This is a genomic window from Deltaproteobacteria bacterium, assembly GCA_019309045.1.
Lineage (GTDB): Bacteria > Desulfobacterota > Syntrophobacteria > BM002 > BM002 > JAFDGZ01.
The window spans coordinates 1-21,302 of sequence record JAFDGZ010000059.1; the positions used below are offsets into that span (position 1 = coordinate 1).

Annotated in this window: 7 protein-coding genes; 5 read left to right on the top strand and 2 right to left on the bottom strand. The window is 54.8% G+C overall.

The genetic code is table 11. From position 1 onward, the window contains the following. The first annotated feature begins 480 nt into the window (after positions 1 to 480). Positions 481 to 1,305, top strand: coding sequence for a hypothetical protein (locus tag JRI89_12500; GenBank protein MBW2072057.1), 825 nt, complete (start codon positions 481 to 483; stop codon positions 1,303 to 1,305). A 692-nt stretch (positions 1,306 to 1,997) separates the two neighbouring features. Here the strand turns inward: JRI89_12500 and JRI89_12505 are convergent. Then, on the bottom strand, positions 1,998 to 3,152 hold the full coding sequence (locus JRI89_12505) for a hypothetical protein (GenBank protein ID MBW2072058.1): 1,155 nt from the start codon (positions 3,150 to 3,152) through the stop codon (positions 1,998 to 2,000). An 883-nt stretch (positions 3,153 to 4,035) separates the two neighbouring features. On the opposite strand from JRI89_12505, the gene JRI89_12510 reads away from it, so the two are divergent. The 4 genes from JRI89_12510 to JRI89_12525 all read left to right on the top strand — a co-directional run bounded on the left by JRI89_12510 (position 4,036) and on the right by JRI89_12525 (position 20,993). Next, positions 4,036 to 10,494 carry a 2-oxoacid:acceptor oxidoreductase family protein gene (locus JRI89_12510; protein ID MBW2072059.1) on the top strand — a complete coding sequence of 2,153 codons (6,459 nt, stop codon included), beginning with the start codon at positions 4,036 to 4,038 and terminating at the stop codon, positions 10,492 to 10,494. Between the two features lie 2,151 nt (positions 10,495 to 12,645). Beyond that, the gene (locus JRI89_12515) at positions 12,646 to 15,732 is read left to right on the top strand and encodes a hypothetical protein (GenBank protein ID MBW2072060.1); all 3,087 of its coding nucleotides are present in this window, start codon (positions 12,646 to 12,648) and stop codon (positions 15,730 to 15,732) included. Beyond that, complete coding sequence (locus JRI89_12520; protein MBW2072061.1) at positions 15,729 to 19,637, top strand: NAD(P)H-dependent oxidoreductase subunit E; 3,909 nt, start codon at positions 15,729 to 15,731, stop codon at positions 19,635 to 19,637. The genes JRI89_12515 and JRI89_12520 overlap by 4 nt, the downstream gene beginning before the upstream one ends. Before the next feature lie 288 nt (positions 19,638 to 19,925). After that, on the top strand, positions 19,926 to 20,993 hold the full coding sequence (locus tag JRI89_12525) for a GAF domain-containing protein (protein ID MBW2072062.1): 1,068 nt from the start codon (positions 19,926 to 19,928) through the stop codon (positions 20,991 to 20,993). A gap of 18 nt (positions 20,994 to 21,011) precedes the next feature. Here JRI89_12525 and JRI89_12530 read toward each other — a convergent pair. Further along, positions 21,012 to 21,302, bottom strand: a 291-nt coding sequence (locus tag JRI89_12530; protein ID MBW2072063.1) for a hypothetical protein, incomplete at its 5' end; no start/stop codon positions are given.

Genomic DNA, 21,302 nt, shown 5'->3' on the forward strand with positions numbered 1-21,302 from the left:
ATCAGCCATCTGACAGATCCGGGGCGCTCTTCTCAAGGGTTTATGGAAATGGCTCTAGTGGATACATGGCAGTGGAATTTGATAATGTGTATGTTGGCGAGTCAGTACGAGCAATACCCTGGATACCTTTGCTGCTGCTTGATAATTAATGCCGTGATCTGAATGCAGCCGAACTGCGTTACAAGTGGGAATCCCATTCTTCCATCAAGACTCGAGTCGGTTTTGGGCTCACATCACATGTAGTTGTCGGACTTTTATGGCTGATAGTGGGGATGGTGGGGTGCTATATAAAGTTTCGCAATCATCCAGTTGAGTTTACATGTTGGATCCAGAGATTTTGCGGGGTGAACGGGTCAGAATAATCAGAGCGTTGGCAATGTTGATGTATCTTGTAGGATATTTTAATTTTAGTAATAAGATGAGTTCCATCTAGAAAGAGGTCAGGGATGTGATGATGAGTACCAGTTCAAGACTCTGTTTATGGCCGCTTATCATGGGAGTATGTATAGCGCATTTAACTGGATGTGCTTCAATCAAACCAAATACCCCCTATCCAGCCCCTATCCATCAGGCTTTAGTGAATTATCTACTGACAATGCATTATTAGCACTGGAATTGGGCAAAATCCCCGAAATCCAAGACGGGATCTCTGATGAAGATGCGAAGGCACTAGAAAGGATTTGTGTATTCTACCGAAAGAATCAAAAGGCTTTTGATTCAGCCTTTGAACAAATGTATGAAGCGGGGAAGCCTGAAGTACGAAAATTTTGTACACCTCTTCAAGCGATGTACTGGCTTGCTCTCGATGATAGGCTAGAAGAAATTGATATTTCAAAATACACTCTTTTCGGCTTATTGAATGAGGCATGGTACAAACCCGGCTTTGAATATGACGGAAAGGGTCGGTGGGATCATTTCCGTGATGTTACGGAACGATTAAATAGCCCAGAATTGGTGGATTATTATGAAGGCAGAAATTTCACCTATAAAAGAGTTTCTGGCGCTGGTAAGAACCCCAGATACATATTTAAATATAAAAGGGGCGATTGCTGGTTGTACACGTCTTTCAGTGTATATTGTCTAAGAAAAGGGGGTTATCAAGCACGTGCCATAAGGGTGATCCATGGACAATCTCGTGTTGCCCGTGGCCCTAATCACGTTGCCTGCGAATTTATAGATAAAGATGGAAAAGAGTACGTCTTAGATAATAGTATTAGTGCCTATGTTCGTAAAACAGGCATATATGAGAAGGAGGGTTATCTGAAGATATACCCCTACGTTGGTGTAGGATATTCTACTTACTAAACAAAAACTGCGAAAGGGGGGTGAACTTTTATCTTGCATTTAACCATTATCGGTTGGTGGCAAAATAAAAGTTCACCCCTTTTACTAGCCAATTGCTGGCGGCTAAGGCTAGCGGCCAGTATTACATTGGCGCCATGGCGCAATTGTTTGCCGAAATAGCTATCAACACAGGACAACGCAGGCTAAAGCCTGCGGCTACCAACTCGTTGCCGTACCCCCAACTCCCTCATCCGCCTGGTTGACGATACTGGTTATCAGGTGCACTTTCATTTTGCCATCAACCGTTATCAGTTATCGGGAGAGGTCTAGGCAATATGTCGGTAGGCGCGGGCTTTGGACTTCGTTGCCGATGTAGAGTCAAAAGTTAAAAGAGTTAAAAAAGTTCAAGAAGTTCAAGGGGGTACGGTTATCGATTATTGGTTGTCAGGTCAAAATTTAAAATCAAGGATAGGGCCAGGGTTACGAAGCCCGTTTCGGCATTCGGTCACGGCAATGGTAATAAACCGATATACGCAGCCGACTGGGGAAACGGGCATTGTAACTGCGGCCCTTTGACGAACCTTTTCGCGGCAAGTGAAATGCATATTTCATGAGTTTGAGCACTTGGTTGACAACATTGGAACTGGCAGTAGCTGCCTCTAGAACGACAATCCCTGGAGTTCAAAGCGATAATTCGGTCCGATCGACGATGCTTATTTGGACAGCAAGAGAAGGAACAGTCCGCCGGGATTCATTGTTGAAAGCGGCAGAGAAAAAAGAACACCAAAGTTATTCCAACTGCCGCCATAGTAAGTCATGCCATACAGGGTGGAGCCGCTTATAATCAATGAATCATTCGGATAGGCTCCATCATTGTCACCTCCTGAAAATTCGTGCAGCAGGGAAAAGCCGCTGCCATCTGTCTTGATCCGAAAAACAACCCCCATGTCATTGTCACCACCAGTATTGGTCATGCCGTACAGAGTAGAGCCATTCAAAATCAATGAACCAGGCGGGAGGCTCCCATCATTGCTACCTCCTGAAAATTCGTGCAGCAGGGAAAAGCCGCTGCCGTCTGTCTCGATTCGAAAAACAACCCCATAGTCACTCGCACCACCTTCAGAGGTCATGCCATACAGAGTAGGGCCGCTTACTATCAATGAACCAGCTGGATGGCTCCCATCATTGCCGCCCCCTGTGAATTCATGCAAAAGGGAAAAGCCGCTGCCGTCTGTCTTGATACGAAAAACAACCCCCATGTCACTGTCACCACCATAGTAGGTCATACCGTACAGTGTGAAGCCGCTCAAAATCAGTGAACCAGCTGGATGGCTCCCATCATTGCCGCCCCCTGTGAATTCATGCATAATGAAATAGTCGCTGCCGTCTGTCTTGATACGAAAAACGACCCCCATGTCACTGTCACCACCATAGTAGGTCATACCATACAGTGTGGAGCCGCTCAAAATCAGTGAACCGTTCGGATATTTGCCATCATTCAAACCCCCTGTGAATTCATGCAAAAGGGAAAAGCCGCTGCCGTCTGTCTTGATACGAAAAACAACCCCCATGTCACTGTCACCACCATAGTAGGTCATACCATACAGTGTAGAGCCGCTCAAAATCAGTGAACCGTTCGGATATTTGCCATCATTCAAACCCCCTGAAAAATCATGCATAATGAAATAGTCGCTGCCGTCGGTTTCGATCCGAAAAACAATACCACCATAGTTATTACCACCATAGCAGGTCATGCCGTACAGTGTAGAGCCGCTCAAAATCAGTGAACCGGTTGGATGTTCACCATCACCGGAACTCTTTGAAAAATCATGAACAATGGCGGCACTGCCGTTCGTTTGCAAAGACAAGGAAATGACAGATCTGATGCAAAGACCATATATTGTTCCAGGGTAGCTTTCCCACGGCCGAGACCATTTCCAGGGAAATCCAGCAATATCCTTGTCGGTAAAGGTCTGGCATCGATTTCATTTAGCAAGAGGCAGAACGAGAAGTCTGTTATAGGTTATGGTGTTTGAAAAGCTGCCTTGTGAGCGATGAAAAATGAAAAGCCTAGGAAAAAAGAAACTACCTGTAAACCGGTTAATAAATTATGACGAACGAACAGCAATTTCAATGATAAAATCACCTGCAGCGGGTTTAGAAGAAACATCTTCTCCAGTTATAGCGAAATGCCGTATTTCAGTAACCGTTGTGCAAGCGCCTTCGGTCACGGCAACGGAAATAACCCGATACACGCAGCCGGTTGACGAAACGGGCATCGTAGCCGCGGCCCTTTGACGAACCTTTCCGCGGCAGGATGCCGCTCCCACAAAAGCCAAGGAACTCAACAAACCCAATAAACACAATGAGCCCCCAACCCGTAAAATATCCGTGCTACCCTTACTTTGTGAAACTTATTTTATTGACACAGGCCTGGCGCACTTGCTAAACGAGAAATAATGCTATTGTGGTCAGTTTGTGGCGCCTTACAAAGGCGCAGGTGAACCAACTTCAGCGAGATTGAAACCTTATGCTGTACCTTTCGGAGCAACAGCGCGTCAGCGTACCCAAGGCCGTGCATTGAGCACGGCCATCTCTCCTGTTTCGTTGCTCCGGTTACACCTTTCTGACCCCGTATCCCCCAGATAAACCTGGCAACAGTCGCTTCCGGAAGCACACTTCCCTCTAGCAAGGTGCTACCGGACCCCGGAGCATGAAGGGATTACTTTTTCCCACCATGGAGTAGCTGTTATGGAAATAACTCAGTACGGTTTTCGTAAAAGGATGCTGGATACCCTGTTGACCGCCCAGAGAGGTTCTCGAGACGCGCCGGCCTGGCAGTTGTCCGAGGTAAACCCGGGAATCAGTCATTTGACCACAGATCATGGCCGCTACCGTATCGGCAGGAAAAGAGTACTGGGGCTTGGCTTCAGCGAGTATCTGCTTGGCGCTGCCTACGGATATGTCTGGGACAATCGGGCAGAACGAACGGCCAAACTCGATGCGGAACTTTTCAACCTCCTGGAAAGAGAAAAAACCAGGGGCCGCTTTGCTCTCATAGTTCAGGAAAATCCGGCAGATGAGGACCATGGAGTCAGGCTGCCTCTTTTCACCGTGTTCAAGAGCCCCAGCGGCAAGAGTTTTGTTCTGGAATTCAATGAGAAGGGACTCTCCTCTGAGCCCATGCATGCCTTCCTTCTTCTCTATGGTTACGTCCTGGCAGCTGCAGAATTTTCCATCAGCCGCTACGATGCTGATGCGGATTTTCTTGAACTCGGCTCTCCCAACATTGTCCAGAGACACAGCACAGAACGTCTTCGCAAGCACATCGCCTATCGGGTGAAGGTGACAAGAGAGCTCTGCAATGATTGCCTGATCTGTGTGACCTCCTGCGCAGAGATGAAAGCTGTGCCAAGTACCAAAGGTACGGTGCTGCTCGGTCCTGCTGAGGCCCACTGCACCAATTGCGGTCTCTGTCAGCAAAGATGTCCCCTGCTCACCCCTGTGCTCAAAGAGGAGGCAGCGCTTGCCAATGCCAGCGAGGTGTCAGGAGTACAGGGCGGTGAGCCGCTTATAATCAGCGGCCTGCAGAGTGCGGCTCTAGTGGACTGGTTGGCAAAAAGCAGCGACGATCCCAGTGCCAATCCACTCGTTCAGATGGAAAAGGCGGCGGATATCATCTGGCAGCCCCCTGGAAAAGCTGCAGTGCGGCTGCAGCAATACTCCTGCCAGGCGAGTGAAACCTCCCTCTTTCCCAGACCTCTTCTGATCACCTCGTTCAGCGCCAATGGGTCGTCTTCTTCCAGGACAATACTTCGGCTCCATGCTCGTGCCGTTGTCTTTCTAACCACAGAAACCGGTGCCATGGAGGCCGAAATGGCCCTGGCTGCACTCAAAAGCGGCGCCCGAGTATGGGGAGTTGTAGACCCCGCCCGCAGAGCCGCCGTAGTGGCCGGCAACATTGCCCTGCAGCAGCTCCAGGCAAACGATCACGTTCATGAAGAAGATTCCCTGGAGGATCTGGTCAGTGCCAATGAGGTGGATGTGGTGCTGACCCCTTTCCTCGAAAGGATCAGCAAGAAGGTGCACACAAAGATGCTCGAAAGAGACGGCTCCACAGCAAGGATCATGGCGCCGCAGATTTTCCAGGCCTTCACCCTGGCAAACGATCCCTTGCTCGACGAGCTGCGGCAGGAGCTCCTGGACATTTTCAGTCGCCATCCCGAAGCCCTGGAAGCAGAGGCCCGGCTTGCTCGTTCTTATCTCCAGGACATCGAAGGAAGCTCAGCCCACATTCACGCCCGTTATCGTTCCATGGCCATGGCTTCAGGACACTCGGCCTGTCCCACCTGTGCTGAACTGCAGGTGCTGGCCGTACCTCTCTACATGGCGATCCTTTTCTCTCTGGCCAGAGGAGAGGTGCCAGAGGTGACCTTTACCTGTGAAACCGGCTGTATGAGCGAAACCCTGAACAAGGTCAAGGAAGTTGCCCAGAAGGTCAGAGGTGGACGAACCGTATTTGGCGGCGGCTTTGCCTTTGGCGAGGCAGTGGCTATGGCAGAAGAATTCGGGGTGAAAAGTGGACATTTGCCCAAACAGCGTCGCTATGTGGTGAGTCAGAGCGGCGACGGCGGCTCGGTCATCGGCCTGCCTGCCTGGCTCAATGCCCTGCGCCAGAAAGCTTTTCTGGTACCTCAGCGGCATGCCAATGTGCTGCACTTTATCAACATTACTGACACCCAGGTGTATTCCAATACGGGCGGGGAGTCCTCAGCCTCTTCAATGCTGGGCATGGGTACACTCACAACTCCAATTGGCCAGTTTCTCCTGGGCAACCAGCGCATCCAATGGAATCTCATCAACCTGGCCGCTGAGTTCCCCGGGATTCTTGTGGGAACAGGCCATTCAGCCGACAAGACTGACATGCAGAAGTTCTGGCACCAGGCTGACCTCATGGGGCGCTCGGCCATTCGCTGGGACGTCACACCCTGCCCTGAAACAGGCAAGTTTTTTGGTGAAGACCCCGATCGCCTCGCCATGATCATGGCTCATGCTGGCATGCTGCCCCAGGTGCTATTCGTGGGAAGGCTGCGCAAGAGAACAGCACCCATCAACCCGGAAGACCGCTTCAAACCCTGGATGCAGTGGCGGAACAAGCCGCGGCCCATACTCTCCTGGCTGCAGCACGACCGCCGCTACTCTGCCCTGTTCCACCGCGATCCTCACAGTGGAGAGCTGCAGCCGCGAAACGCCGCGGTTTCTCTGGTGGTAGCCCTGCTGGAGCGCTATCGAGACCAGCTCAATCTGGAGATCGATCTGGAAAGCAGACTGGTGCGCCAGGCCGAAGACCAGGTGGAAACCTTCTTTCAGCACCTGCAGCAGCAGTGGCAGCGAAACCAGCATGACCTCGATCTTTTTCCCTATCGTTTTCTCTTTGATGCGACTGGAGAATTGAAGCCTGAATACAGAGCAAGCCTCAAACATGAAATGACAGAGTTTATTCTCAATGGGGAGGCGCTAAGGCAATACCAGGATGCCAGGGCAGCTGCTGCACCAAAACAGAGCCGTCTCCTCCAGGAGCTCCACGAGCACCTGCAGCGTATTGAACCGCTGCTCCACACCCAGGAGGAACTGCCCCCGGAAGAAAAACAGGTGCTGGAAAAAATCGCCACTCTAGCGGAGGATCTGCAAGAATGCGGTCAGGAAAGCCTGGCCCGCATAGAAGCTGCACTCCAGCAAACTGGTGATGCGGCGGCAGCCACAGCCGAGGCAGCGGCGAGTGCGCCAGCGAACAACGGCCTCTACCGTGTACTGGACCGACTCCTTGAAGACAGGGCCCTGGCAAAACAGGCTGAAATTCTACAAGCAGCACAAGCAGCGAGACTGCGCCACAGTTTTCTGGAAAAAGGCGGCCTCATTCAGGCCACCTCATCGGCTGGAGATTCCCTGGAGCGGGCAAAACTTCGCGGCGTTATTCGAGAACTTGGCCCTTTTGCCATTGCCGTTGCCAGTCTGGCAGGAGAGCGGGGCATCGCCATAAACCGCATCTTCTCCAACCTGTTTACCGCCAAGGGCGCCTGGGCAGGCATGGCCTGGCAGTTTGGCTCCTCCAAGCGAGGCACTCCGGTGCTCTCCGCCACATTCGTCAGTGCCGAACCCATTGAACGCAAGGACGCCATGTACAGCTTTCCTTATTTCATCCTGACAGTAACCAATTATGGCGATCTCAAGTCCAATCCGGAGCTCTTCTTCGACAATCTCGACCCGGAGGGCTACCTCATAATCAACAGCCGCAAGGCCCCACAAGACATCAGAGAAGAATTACTGCACAGCTATGATGCAGACTTGCAGCAGCTGGTAGCCCAGATTGCTGAAAGTCCCGCCCCGCGGGCGGAGTTGGCAGAGTGGACGAGTCAAACCCTGTATCAGATGAGCTACCACAGTCTGCCGTCTGAACAACAGAGACAGGTGCGCAAGTGCCTGGCCATGGCCCGGGCCAACCTGATCAGTGTGGACATGGAGGGCATCATTCAGGAAGTGACCGGCTCAGAGCGAGCTGTGGCCAACCTGGTGGCTGTTGGTCCCATGTTGAAGGCCCTGCAGCACCTGGGGCTGCCTTTAGATCTTGACACAGACCTGCAGCCGCTGCTTTCGGGATTTCCCGGAGCAGTGCTCAAGAACAAGACTCTGCTCGAGCACTACCTGAAGGCCATTCGGATTGCCATCAAGAAATCTCAGGGATTCCCGGCGGCCGCGCCCCGACCCCTCTCGGTTGAAGAGAAACCCCTGCCGTCTGCTGATCCGGGCACACACCTGATGGCCATGGGCGGCACTGTGGCCGGCATGGTGCTGAGCCAGCTGGCCACAGCTGAACACCCGCTTTGCTATGTGGGCTTCCCCATCACCCCGGCCGGCAATCCCTTCTACGCCATGGCCGAGGCTTTTGCCAACGGCCATCCCTACATCTATGTTGATGAGATGAACCCCTCTGAAAAAGTTGCCGCCGAAAAACTCATTGGCATTGCCAGAACCGGAGGCATGCTGCCTGTGACCTTTACCGCCTCCCAGGGCTGGAGGTTGTTCACCGAGATTATTCCACAGTTTGTAGGCGCCAGACTCGAAGGAATCTTTCTCATTACCAAGCGGGCCCTGGCTGCCCCTGCTCTGAATATCGAAGAAAGTCATACAGATTTTATGAGCTTCCGGGACGACGGCGGCATCATGCTCGCCCCCAAGAGCGTACAGGAATACGTGCCAGCCCTATACCTGGCACGTTTGATGACTCACTTTGCCAAGCTGCCAGTCATTCTCTCCATAGGAGGCATCACCGACACTCACAAGATCGGCCTCATTCGAGTGCCTCCTGACCAGGCAGTGCGCAGCTGGCTTGCTGAGGTGTTGCAAGACTTCGACTTCCTGGAGCACAAACTCCTGAATCGTCAGGGGGACATCCTAGTGCACGGGCCCAGCGCCACTGCCGAATTCTACCAGGAAACCCAGTCTGAAGTGGAGCGAGCTCACAGGGCTGCCATGGAAGTGATGCCTTACGCGGTGCAGGCTGTAAAGAAGCTTACAGGCTACACCTTCGATGAGCTGGAGACGGCCGTTGCCGGCAGTGAAAAAGAAATGAGGACTGTCCTGGTTCTGCAGGGTTCCCTCTATCCCAATGCGGTCGAGGCGGTCCGCGAGCTGGAGGCAGCTGGCTGGCGAGGCCTGGGGTGTCTGTCGGTGCGCTGGTTCAACCCCTTCCCCACAGAAAAGCTGGCGCAGGCCCTGCGGCAGGTGGAGCGGATAATCGTCCTCGATCGTTCAAATAGCTTTGGCTCGGAGCCGCCGCTCGCCTCCCGGGTGCTCAACCTGCTGGTCCGCAGGGACCGGGGTGCCAGGCCCATTGTGCAACTCCTGGTGGGAGGTCTGGGCGGCAGGGAAATAACGGTGGCCGAAATGAAGGACATCTTGACCTTTGCCCACCTCATCCTGCACAGACCACAGTCGGGTGAGAAGAAAATGCTGAAAACCCTGCTCCACCAGGATGCGCACCTGCAGACCATGCTGGAGGAACTTGCAGCGCTGCAGCAGCGCACCATCGAGCGCCACACCAGAGTGCCGCCGCATCTGCGCCGCGCAAGCAAAGTCTCCAGCGAACTGCAAAGCCGCAGACGAATCCTGGTGCAACTGCTCGGCCAGAAGCAGTATAGCAAATTGCTGGCCAACTATGGCGCGGTCGGCTTTGTGGGAGCGAAGGAGGCCCTGGGAGAAACAGAACTGCTCAAGAGCACCATCTGCCGCCTGGAAATTCTCGCTGCCAGGAAATATCTGCAGGCGGGGACGGCCGATCCGCGGCGTGCTCTCATTCTTCTACACTACAGCAGTGAGGTTGAAGACTGGCAACTGGCTGCCGGCACTTTCAGACGTCTTTTCGAGCAACAGGCTGCTGCCAGCGGCACCATAACCGCGAAGCTCCTTCACTCTTACAGCGGCAAGCTTGCTCGCCTGGATCTGCCGCCCAACCTCCTTGCCGCAGTCCCTGAGGAGGCAGCTCTTGCGGCGACGCCGGTCCAGCCAACAGACGAGCAAGCGAGCAGCGACACCCTCAGCCCTGCAGCTCTCGAGACGACAGCTGAAGACGCAGGCGCTGCTGACCAGCAGCCGCAGCTCAGCCCATCGGTCGGGGAAATGGAACTGATACGGAGCATCATGTCCCAGTTGGTCCACGAAGATGCAGCTCGAGGCCTCTGCTACAATCCAGAGGACTTCATCAGAGCACTCAGCAATCTTCTCATCAATGACTCACGTTCTCAGCTCCATGACTGTGCCAAAAGTGGCAACAGTCAGCTGGTTGCTGCTTACCACCGTCTGTACGAACCCTTTATCTACCGCACCATGCACAGAGAGATTCTCATGCAGAATCTGGCCCCTGAAATTGAAAAAATCTTTGAGGGCGAAGGCGCCAATGCCATAGAGCTAGTGCTTCAGGGTGCCATGATAGAAGCCCAGGCAAAAGCCGCCGCTGAATTGCCTGCGGACTCGCTCATTCAGGTGGGGCTGCAGGCGGTGAGAGCTTACCTGCAGCAAAGGGTGCTGCCTGGACAGCCGAAGAGACCGGCTTTCTACCTGGACTATTTTACAGCGGTGGCAGAGCCGGAACTCAGAGAAAAGGCGAGGGAAATGTTGGCCCAGGGACTCAGGCGCAGCACAGCAGCAGCCTGAGTCCCTGTAGACTGACATTGGAAAGGAGACAGTCTGCAAACGGTCGTCAGCAGTGTGCAAGTGCCGGGGACACTTGACTGGACCCGAACTGCAGCGGGGGACAACAGGTTCCGCAGACAACCGCCCACTTCCACTGGGCAGTTGCTGCACTTCGTGACAGCAGAACAGCAAGTGAAGAATGATTAAAAGGATCTTCTCATGGCTACAGTGAAAAATGGTAGACAGCAAGGTGGCGCAGTGGATCACGCCTCACTTTTTGACACGGTTGACCACTTGATGGCAACTCAGGAAGATCAGGAACAGCGCCGGAAGAATCTTCATTCCAGGCTTGTTGATCACAGCAAGCGAGCCGCTGCCAGCCCCAGAGTCACAATCCCTGGACTGGAGATGTTGGCCAGAGAACGGCAGCAGGCCAGGAGACAGGCTCGCAGACGCACCAGGGAAAGGCTCAATCAAATTTGCAATGGCTTGTTTGTCTGGGAACCCCCTGTTGCCGACATAACCGAACTGCTCTCCAGACATTTGAATTCCCTGGAGGAGAGCGACTGGCAGCTCCTGCACGGCAATGGTTTTTCTCTAGAGGAGCCGCTCCTTTTTGAGCTGCGCTCGCTGCTCACTCGAACCGACGGCCGCGATACCCTTTTCATTGATGAACTGACAGCACAGGTGGTATTCGTCCAGCGACAGCCTGTGGAAATCCACTTCTGGACGGCGCTTTTCCTAGAAGTGGAGCGCTGCCACCGAGAAAAAGTCATCGACCTGCAGCAGCACGAGGAGACTCTCGAGCATGTGAAGCGCCGCCTCGAATTTGGCGGCGTGCTGCGCAGTTACCGGGAATTCATTATCTACACCGAGGCTGCCCTGGAACGGTGGCCAGCAGAGAGCGATCTGACTGATCTGAGTACGGAACTGGAAAGAGAGCTTGCTGGCCGCCTGAACACCAATCTTTTTTCACAGACCAGTTTGAGCCTTGCTCTGCGTGCCGTGCTCGAATGCCATCAATACTGTAAAGCCGAAACCATTCCTGCTGACCAGAGGGCACGGCTGCAGCTGTTGCGACTGAAGCGGGAGATCTTTACCCTGGAAGATCTCATGCTGCTGCTCTTCGATTTCGTCTTCACAGAAAGACGGATACCCCCGGCATCCCTTGTGCTCGACATCCTGCAGCAGCAGGGATTTCCTATTGAGCATCGTGATTTCAGAGACACCTACCGGGCAAATCTCATTGTGCCCCTGGAAGATTCCTGGAAAGTTCGCCGGCAGCAATTCTACATTGCCACCCCTCTGCAGTCTTTGAGTGGGGATATGGACCTGGATCTCAATCAGGGCCGTACAGTGCTGATCGACCTGCTCCAGAAACAACAGCGGTTCCTCGGTGGACAAGCCTCAGCTTACTTCCAGAGCAGGCAGCGCCCCCTGCCCCGAAGTGACGTCCTGAAACAAGCGGCGGCTTTTGTCCTTTTCTGGGAGGCTGCAGCTTTTCTCGGCGACAGGGGCTTTGCCGGCCTGAAGCAGCTGGAATTGGCGGAGCTGCTCACCAGAACGCGGAGTAGTCTGCCCGCTGGCCTGCGAAAACTTATCAGGCCTCGCAAAGGATACGAGTTCAAATCAAGGAGCGCCTTTAATGCTTATCTCGAGCGCTGCGGCCGCTCCCTGCTCACTCCACTGCAAGAGATGCAGGCCACAAAGCAGGTAACCAGCCCACACCATGCGGCCATCCTCATGAAAGTGGCCCTGCTGGCAGGACTGCCCTGGCAGGGTCCGCTGACAGAGTGCCCGGAGCCCCAGGTTGTGGCAGCCATTGCTGCGGCAGACCCCTGGAAAGCGCTGCAAGAGTATGCTGCCACGGTTGGTCTGGACTTGATAGGAGCAGCGCCGACTTCCGTTGCCCAGCTCGAACATTTGCTTGCCGATGCCATAGACCGCCAGGAGGTGTTGGAGCGGGCCCTGCAAAAATTCCCTCAGCAACGCCGCCGGGAAATCAGCCAGGAGCTGGCTGCCGTGTTTGCCGACTCGTGCCGCCGTCTTGCCGCGGTAATATACCGTCTGGCTGTGGCAAGAGCGCGAGGCAAGGCGCAGCTGCCAAGGCTGCAGGCTCCCGCCGCTGCCCTGACTGATCTCATAACCTTTCAGGTGCCCACTTTACCGCAGATGGAATCTGCCGCCCTGGAGGCAGCAAAAGAGCGCATACGAGGCGAAGGCTTCCAGGGGCTGCTGCCCTCTTATCGCCCCATAGTATTGAGCCGCCAGGAGCTCACAGCTCTGGCCAAATACCATCTGGCTCAGCTCATCCAGGAGACCTCTTCATCCAGCGCCAACGGAGGCAGTGACCTGCAGGCGAGGCTCAGCAAGGCCCTGGACAGCTATGACATTGCTCCCATCGTTCTCGAGTCGGAGCATCTTTCTGCCTTCCTCTTGAATATTGTTCACCCTGAAGACCGCGGCGATCCTGAAGAATGGCTGCAGCTGCAGACCCAGCTCTATCAACTGCTGCCGAGAACAAATTGCGGTGCTTGCGGCTTTGGCACCTGCTTCCAGTTCGCCGAAGCACTTTTGCAGGCAAGGGTTGGTGCTGGCGGCTGCCATCAACTGGAGGCTGGAGATCGGCACCTCCTTGAACAGCGGCTGCGAGAAATGCAGCTCGACGCTCTGCCCAGCTCACCTCACGAACTGAGCAGAGAAGAACAGCACCTGCTCAAGGATTTCTTCATCACTGAGAATGTGGTCAGCCGCATAAAAACTCTCCAGTCGCACCAGAGACACTACCAGCAGAATGCCGCTAAACTTGCACTGTTCAAACGCCCTGATCCTGAAAACTTCTACCGCCATCTGGTCAACTACCTTGGCCGCGAGGCAGCTGAACGGTTGTCACCGGAGGAGAGAGCTTTTCTAGAACAGCGGGGCCAGGCCCGCGTAGAGGCAGCCTGGCAGAGCCTTCGCCGCGAGCGCGACTGGCTTTTCCTGGAGCTGCGCTGGCGCCAGAGCGCCGCCAGACAGCTAGAGTATGACCCCGCAGTAAAGAGCCAGCTCTTTTACAGCAAAAAACTATTCTTGAATCAGCTTTCCTCGACTGACCGCTCTCTGGTGCTCAACCGCCGGTTAGAGCTCTACATGGAAGACTTTGCCGAGTGGTGGAATGGTGATCTGCTGCAAATGAGTGATCCAAATTATCAAATCCAGGACTGGGACGATTTCAGCAAGGTCATCAAGAATGCCTACTGGCACCAGGAGAACACTCCTGCGGCAGGAAATATTTTACTGGAGCTCCTGCAACAGGTGGAAAGCGATCGGCCCCTGGCCCAGGAGTGCCGCCGCTACCTGCAGCGCTACGTCCACGGCCTAGCCGGCCTGGAGTACCAGCAGAACAAGAAAAATAGACAGCAACTGGCGGCCATTCTTCAGAACCGCTCCATCCACACTCACCAGCAGCTCGAACTGCTCCTGGTAGACTACCTGAGAAGTCTGCCGAGAGCCCTCAGATATGGGGCCAAGGCCTCGCCAACCAGGGCGGTTCTTGCTGCCTTCGAAAAGTTCAACCTGGCGAACGTGCAGATTGCTCCTGAGCTGCGCTTTGTCTGGCTGGAGCTCCCTGAAGACGTCCGCCGTTCGCTCGCTGCTGATCCCCAGGTGGAAATTGCTGAACTCAGCCGCTTCCAAGCCGCGGCCGCAGGGCTGACATGGGCTGAAATGGATACCCTGCGAGCCGCCATCATCAGGGGTTTGCTCTCTGCTGCCTGGCAGAGGCTCAGACAAGAACATCAGGAGGCAAACCTCCTCACTGATATGTTTACCGGCAAGGGCGCAGCTTCCAGATCGGACTCTGCAGATTCAGGGCAGCACAGACTGCCGTTGATGCCAGGCATGCTCCGCTGCTGGCTGCGCCAACGTTTCAGCAGAACTGCCCAGAATCTCGCAGAGGTGAGAAAGGAGCTGGACCGCCGCTTGCAGGGCCACCCGCAGCTTTACAAGGATCTGCTCGAGGAAGCTCTCAACGATCTCATCAGACAACGTCTCAGTGTGGCTGTACAATTTCAAGAAAGCGGCTCAAGTAGAGAGCACGACTTTGAACTGCTCACCCGCTGGATAGACAAGGAGATCCGGCGCAAGATGAGCATGGACAGAGAGCGGCTGCTGCGCTCCCTCTTTGTGCTCGCCAAAATGGAAGGAAACCTTGACAGCCTTACTGCTCTCCTGCGCGGCATCAGAGAAACCTCTGACATTATTGAAGCTGCCTGGCTTCGCTTTACTGAAAACCGGGCTGGCCTGGCGCCTCTACCCGAGCTGCCCCAGGGGAAGATCGGTCTGCGGCTGGCCTTTCTCAAGGACAAGAGCTCGCTCGGCGAATATCTGCGCCATGGGGTGCCTCGAGGCGAAAAAAAACAAATCGTCGCTGCCATGGAGGAGCTCATCATCCATATCCGCTTTCATATCCTGGCAGCCCCGCAAGAGCGGCCAGAGCCGGAAACCATTCTGACAGCCATGCGGAACCGGGGCTACACTCTCGATGGCATCGACAGCGAGGCCCTGCTGGCTCGCATCCGCCTCGAACTGGCAAACAGGAGCCATTATCAAGACGACAAGATTCGCATTTTTACCACTGCCATCGCCCACAACCTGGCCGCTGAAAGTCCTGTCCTGGCTGAAGCCGAGAGACAGCTGTACAGAGAGCGGGCAAATATGCTTGCTGTGGGGCAAGACAGGCAAAACAGAAAACTGGCAGACATCTGCAGCCTTCGCGGGGTGGAACTGGCCAAAGTGAAGGAAAAAATGTACTACCAGCTCTCTGAACTTCTGGAACAGGAGCGGGTGACCTCATTTCAGAAGCGCATCACCCAGATTGTGGCCCAGCTGGACAAGAAACGCCGAGAAATAGGCAACGGCTGGCGATACGGCAAAATCGATCGCCGGACGATCTTCTATCTTCTGCGCACCTTCCAGAAGGAGGCTGCCGCCTGCAGCTGGTCCGATTATCTCACCTTGCTCAGAGACCACTACCTGGAGCCCATGAAGGACCTGGCTCTGAGCGGCCATCCTGACACCGCCGACTTGCAGCAGCAACTTGTCCTGCGAGTGAGCAATGCTCTGGCCGTCGATCTTGTCAAACTGGAAGAGAACGCCAGAAAAGAAGCAAAGGAAGAACTGGAAAGAGCCCTGGCCGATCGTCTGCACCAGGTGACAGAGCTTTTTCACCAGTATGAGAACCCCAAAAAAGGCGAACATATGGGAGAATCGTCATGACAGTTGAAGGAATCATCGGCTATTTACTGCCAATGGAGGTACCCCCTGCGAGGAATCCTGAAGAAGTGGTTGAGTTCGACCTGGCACAAGAGCCCGCAGAGCTCCTGGACGAGCTCCCCACCTCCAGACGCTCAAAGCTTGCCCGGACCATGGAAGCGCTGCAAGCTCAGCTGCAATGTCTGCGCGCTCTGGCACCATACACCTCCATCAACAGGGTGCGCCTGGCGGCAAACCTGCCTTTCGCTGCGTTTCTGGACAGCGACCAGCGGGTCAACCTCTCCCTTGAAGCCCTCAACATCTTTCGCCAGGAAACCATGTGCCTGGCAGAGTATGTCAACACAGTTGCCCTGCTTCCTCGGGCAAGAGACCGCCGACTGCCCCCAGCAATGGCAGGACTGGCCCTGGAGGTGGCAGCTATTCGCTGCTTTCTTGATCGGCTGCGCACAATTGCCGGGAGCAGCAGATTCAACCGTTTCTTGGCCGCTTTCGCAGGCAAGGGGGTGGACCCCGAAGGATCGTGCCGTTTGATGCTGGAGGTGTTTCTGCAGCGGGACGACTGGCGCGAGCGAGATCAGGTGGACATGGTACTCGAGCACCTCGAAAAAGTTGCCGCACCAGATACAGCCTGCGGCCTGGCACTGAGCTCTCTCAAAGGTCTGCTGCAGGATGAGCCACTGCTGTACGAGAATGCCATTTCCGGCTTGATCAGTGAAGCCAGAGGCTCCCTCGGCGACCTGCCCACAGCCAGGAAAAGCCTTTTGCTCGAGTCCAGTCGAGGCAGAAATCGCCTGGGGCCCGCCCGTTTCCAGCTGCTGCTGAAGGCCCTGGCTCGTGCCCTCCTGATTCCTGCTGAGCACATTGGCCGACTGCCCTCCTCGCTGGCAAGAAAAGATGCCGCTGGCAGCTGGAGTTATCTCCAGGATCTGGCTCGCAGTGCTGCTGACCAGGAAGAACGCTATCTGGATCTGAAAAATTACGAAATGGCCTCCCTCTATTTGCTGCCTGAGGCCAAGCCCGCAGATGAGGGCCACGGCGCCTTCATCCAGCACCTCATTGAAGATACGCAGGCCTACCGGCGCATTCTTGCCGTCTTTTACGCCTCAGCGGACATGCAGCTCAGTGCCCTGCAGAAAGAAATCGATCTCTTCAACCGCATGCCTGAGCATGCGCATCACCAGGTCTCCTATAGAGAAGATGAACTTCCCCGGCTTCTGAAAGCAATCTTCCTGCGGCCGGACGTGGTGCAGGCTTTTGTCCACCGGGAGGAAAAGAAGAGCATGTACCATGTCCTCGCCGGCCTTGGTAAGATGGCTTATCTCCCCAGGGTCCTTCACGAAGTGCACAATACCTTCGGCTATGTTACCCCTGAGGTCTTTTCTCAGATCGTCAAGGTGCTGGAACTCGACCCAGCTGCAGTGATCAGAGTGCTGGCTTCTTACAAGGAATTCACTGCAGACCCAAAAGGGCATATTATTATCTATGTCTGCAAGGGAACCGCCTGTTTTCTTCGGGGACAACCTCACATTTCACGGGCTCTCTCTGAACAGCTGCAAGTGGAGCGCGGCCAGGTCTCCGACCAGGGCATCCAGTATCTCGAAATGGACTGCTTTGGTGTCTGCCATCTGGCGCCTGTCATCAAGGTGGGGCAGAGTTTTCTGGCAAACATGACCGCCGAAGACATTCCTGAGACCATTGCCACCCTGTTGCATGGGGTGTCCTATGAAAACCGTCTTGCCTTTCTCAACAGGATCAAGAAGATGTTGGCGCCTGGCTGGGCAGTCTCTCCTGGAGCCAGTCTGCAGATCAGCCAGGTCTACAACTTTCCTGCTGAAATCATAGGCAGCGAGATCAGTCTCAGTGCAGGTGGGGAAGTATATGCCAGGAATAACGGCCGCAGCCAGCAGCTCGGTACTCTGGTGTCGCGTAGCCTATCTTTTGACTACCGCTCCATTGACGGCAGTCAGGACGTGGGCAGTCTGGTAGTGGATGAGACCGGCCAGATACTCGAAATTATAAACTATAGTGATCCAGCTCTCAGCGCGGAGCTCAACAAAACCATAAAACCTCGGGCTCAGGTCGTGGAGGGTCAGGTAACAGTGCGGCGCAACGGTGACAGCCAGTCCCTCGGCAAAGTGAACGGCAATACCGTGGTAATCAGACGAGGAGAAAAGAAGTATGCCAGCATCACCTTCGGGGGAAAGGTTTGCCGGCAGCCGCCAGAAGAAGAAAAAGGCATCCCAAGCTATACCATAAGCGGGGAGCCAGCCGACTTTGTCTCCCGACAGGATCGACTCTTGCTGGGATTCGTTTCTGAAAAGGGCGCAGAAAACATCGATATCTACGAGAAGAATGGCGGCTACCAGGCTGTGCGGCGAATTCTCGGCGTAGAAGACGGCCGTCGCTGGTCTCCAGAAGAGATAATTGCTGAAGTGAGCAAGGCTGGCCTCAGGGGCAGAGGCGGTGCTGGCTTCCCCACAGGGCGCAAGTGGCAGGCCCTTTACCAGGCCGAGCCAATTCTTGAAAAAGGCGACGAGGTGGCCGCACCTTACAAGCTCATTGTGGCCAACGGCGATGAGGGAGACCCGGGAGCTTTCATGGATCGTACACTGGTGCAGGAGAGGCCCCATCAACTCCTCGAGGGGATGATTATCGCTGCCCTCGCTGTGGCAGCGCGCTTTGGGGTGATCTACCTGCGCAAGGAATACGAGGATGCTGTGCGCCGACTGGAAAATGCTCTTTTTCAGGCCAGGCGTCGCGGCTACCTGGGAGAGAACATTTTCGGTGTGGAGGGGGTTCATTTCGATATTGAAATCAGGCTTGGAGCAGGGGCCTTTGTGGCTGGGGAAAAACGGGCCATCATGCGGGCCATTGAAGGCAAGCCAGCTGAACCAACGTTTACCGCGGTTTCCAACACCAGGCGGGGTCTCTGGGGGAAGCCCACCCTGCTCAACAATGTGGAGACCTTCGCCAACATTCCTCTCATTTTGCAAAAGGGCGGCAAGTGGTTTCTGAAGCAGGGATACGGCGTCAGCGGCGGCAGCAAGATATTCTCTGTTGCCGGCATCGTCGAACAAACCGGCCTGGTGGAAGTTCGTTTCGGCCGCACCCTCAGAGACGTCATTGAAATTTGCCAGGGAATCAAGCAGGGCAAGAAACTTGCCGGCGTTCAGATTGGCGGTCCCTCGGGCGCCATTCTCTCCCTCACAGGCATCCGCGAGTATCTGCTGGACTCGCCTCTCGACTTCGACACTTTTTTCTCAGTAGGAGCAATGCTCGGTTCTGGCGGCCTGGTTTTCCTGGGTGAGGATGACGATGTGGTCAGATTGGCCAGACACTTCACGGACTGGCTGGCAGAGGAATCCTGTGGTCAATGTCCCAGCTGTCTGCAGGGCCTGGTCTCCCTGGGAGAAACTCTTGACGCTGTCCTGCAGAAGGAGGCTTACAGCTCCCACATTCATACCCTCTGGAGCAAGAGTGATTTGATCAAGGCCGGGGCTCGCTGCGGCCTGGGAACCACTGCATCCAACCCGGTCACCAGCGCTCTGCGCTTTTTCCCTGTGTGGTTTCTCCATTACCTCCTCGGCAATGAGAGAGTAAACAAGCTGGAGCTCCTGCGGACCCTGGAAGCGCTGCACCTGCTGAGTCGGCAGGATATAACTGTGGTCAGGGAGCGGAGACAGGTGACAGTTGGCCATCTTTTCTTGCTGCGCAAGCGCTTTATCCCCACGGTCTATGCGGAACTGCAGCGTATTGATCAGTACCGTCCCCCTCAGGAGCGTCGTGCCAGCCATTTTCTCCATCTCCTGGGTCTGGAAGAGTGGGAAGTGGGCAAGCGCGATGTGGCTCTCGAGGTTGACCTGGCCGAAATATCTCGTCATGAAGAGTGTCTCAAGGAGGCAGTATAATCTGGCGGCAGTTCTCTATTTATTCCACACTCACTGGGCTGCCGCGGAGCCGTGCTGCTGGGCTTGCCTTCGCAAAGGGAAAGACAGGCCAAACATGTAAGTGGGGAATGGCCCACCTGGCCTACCTTGCATCCGGACTCGATTGCAGGGATGTACAGATGGTGCCGCCTTGTCCGTCGACACGGCCAATCTCACTGAGAAGTCTCATTGGAAAACTCTAGGGCGCAGGGCGCCAGGGGTCCTCAGGGAAGCTGTGTCGGCCAACTTTTATGAACAGGGAGGTGTGATATGACATCTAGGGAAAGGTTCTACTTCCAGTCCTTTGCAGAAGTCGCCAAGGCGGTGAACTCCACCCTCGATCTTCGGGAAGTTCTCAATCTGCTGGTCGAGGAGGTGGCTCGCATCATGGAATTGAAGGCGTGTGCAATTCGCCTGCTGGATTCCAAGAAGAGGACTCTGGAGCTGGTGGCTTCCCATGGGCTCAGCGAGAATTATCGCAACAAAGGGCCGGTAGATGCGGACCAGAGCATTAAAGACGCCATGGAAGGCAAGACCATCAGCATTTACAACGCCATAGAAGATCCACGCGCACCGTACAAAGAACAAGTGCAGCAGGAAGGCATCAGCAGCATCGTCTCGGTGCCTCTGCGCATAAAGGGGCGGGTGATCGGCGTAATGAGGCTATACACCGAGAGGCCGCGCGAGTTTGCCGAAGATGAAATCCAGTTTGTCGAAGCCCTGGCAGAGATGGGTGCCGTGGCCATTGAAAATGCCAGGATGTACGAGGGCATCAAGCAGGATTACGAGCGGCTGCTGTCATTCAGAGAGGTTGCCAAGGCAGTCAACTCCACCCTCGAGTTGCAGAAGGTCCTCGATCTGCTGGTAGACAACATGATTCGCACCCTTAACCTCAAAGCCTGTGCCATCCGCCTGCTGCACGGCAAACGCCGGACCCTGGAGCTGGTTGCCTCCAGAGGCCTCAGTGAGAACTATATCAACAAGGGACCTGTGAACGCCGACAAGAGCATCGCTGAGAGTGTAGAGGGCAAGACAGTGGCGATCATCAACGCCCAGGAGGACCCCCGCATCCAATATCAGCAGGAAGCCAAAGTAGAGGGCATCACCAGTTTGCTGTCCGTTCCTCTCACCATCAAAGGCAATGTGATTGGCGTGGTGCGCTGCTACACGGAGCAGCCGCGTGAGTTTTCCGAAAGTGAAACTCATTCAGCCGAGGTTCTGGCCGAAATCGGCGCCATTGCCATCGAGAATGCCAAGATGCACCAGAGAATAAAACAGGACTATGAGAGCGTCATGAGCGACATCTACGACTTTGTGGGCTACCGCCGCAGCATTTGAGGCAGTTCTGCTGGCTGTTCATTGCGAGTACGGCTGCAGCAAAGCGAGCGCCTCTTCTCTTGAGGCCAGCCGAATCTTGGGGAAAAGCCTTTCACAGTCCTCATATTTCAAGCTGTCCACCAGACGGTTGACTGCAACTTCTTCTTCAGCATGAGGAGCGATGGAATCGCCGGGCAGCAGCTCTTCTTTGCCAAGGAGTTTTATGTAAATGAGACTGCGGGCAGCGAGGAGGCTTTCCTGCGCCTGAGTCAGCCCTTTTCCGAAAACGTAGTGCAAGGTGAGCAGGTCTCCGGGTCCGAGATTGCGCCG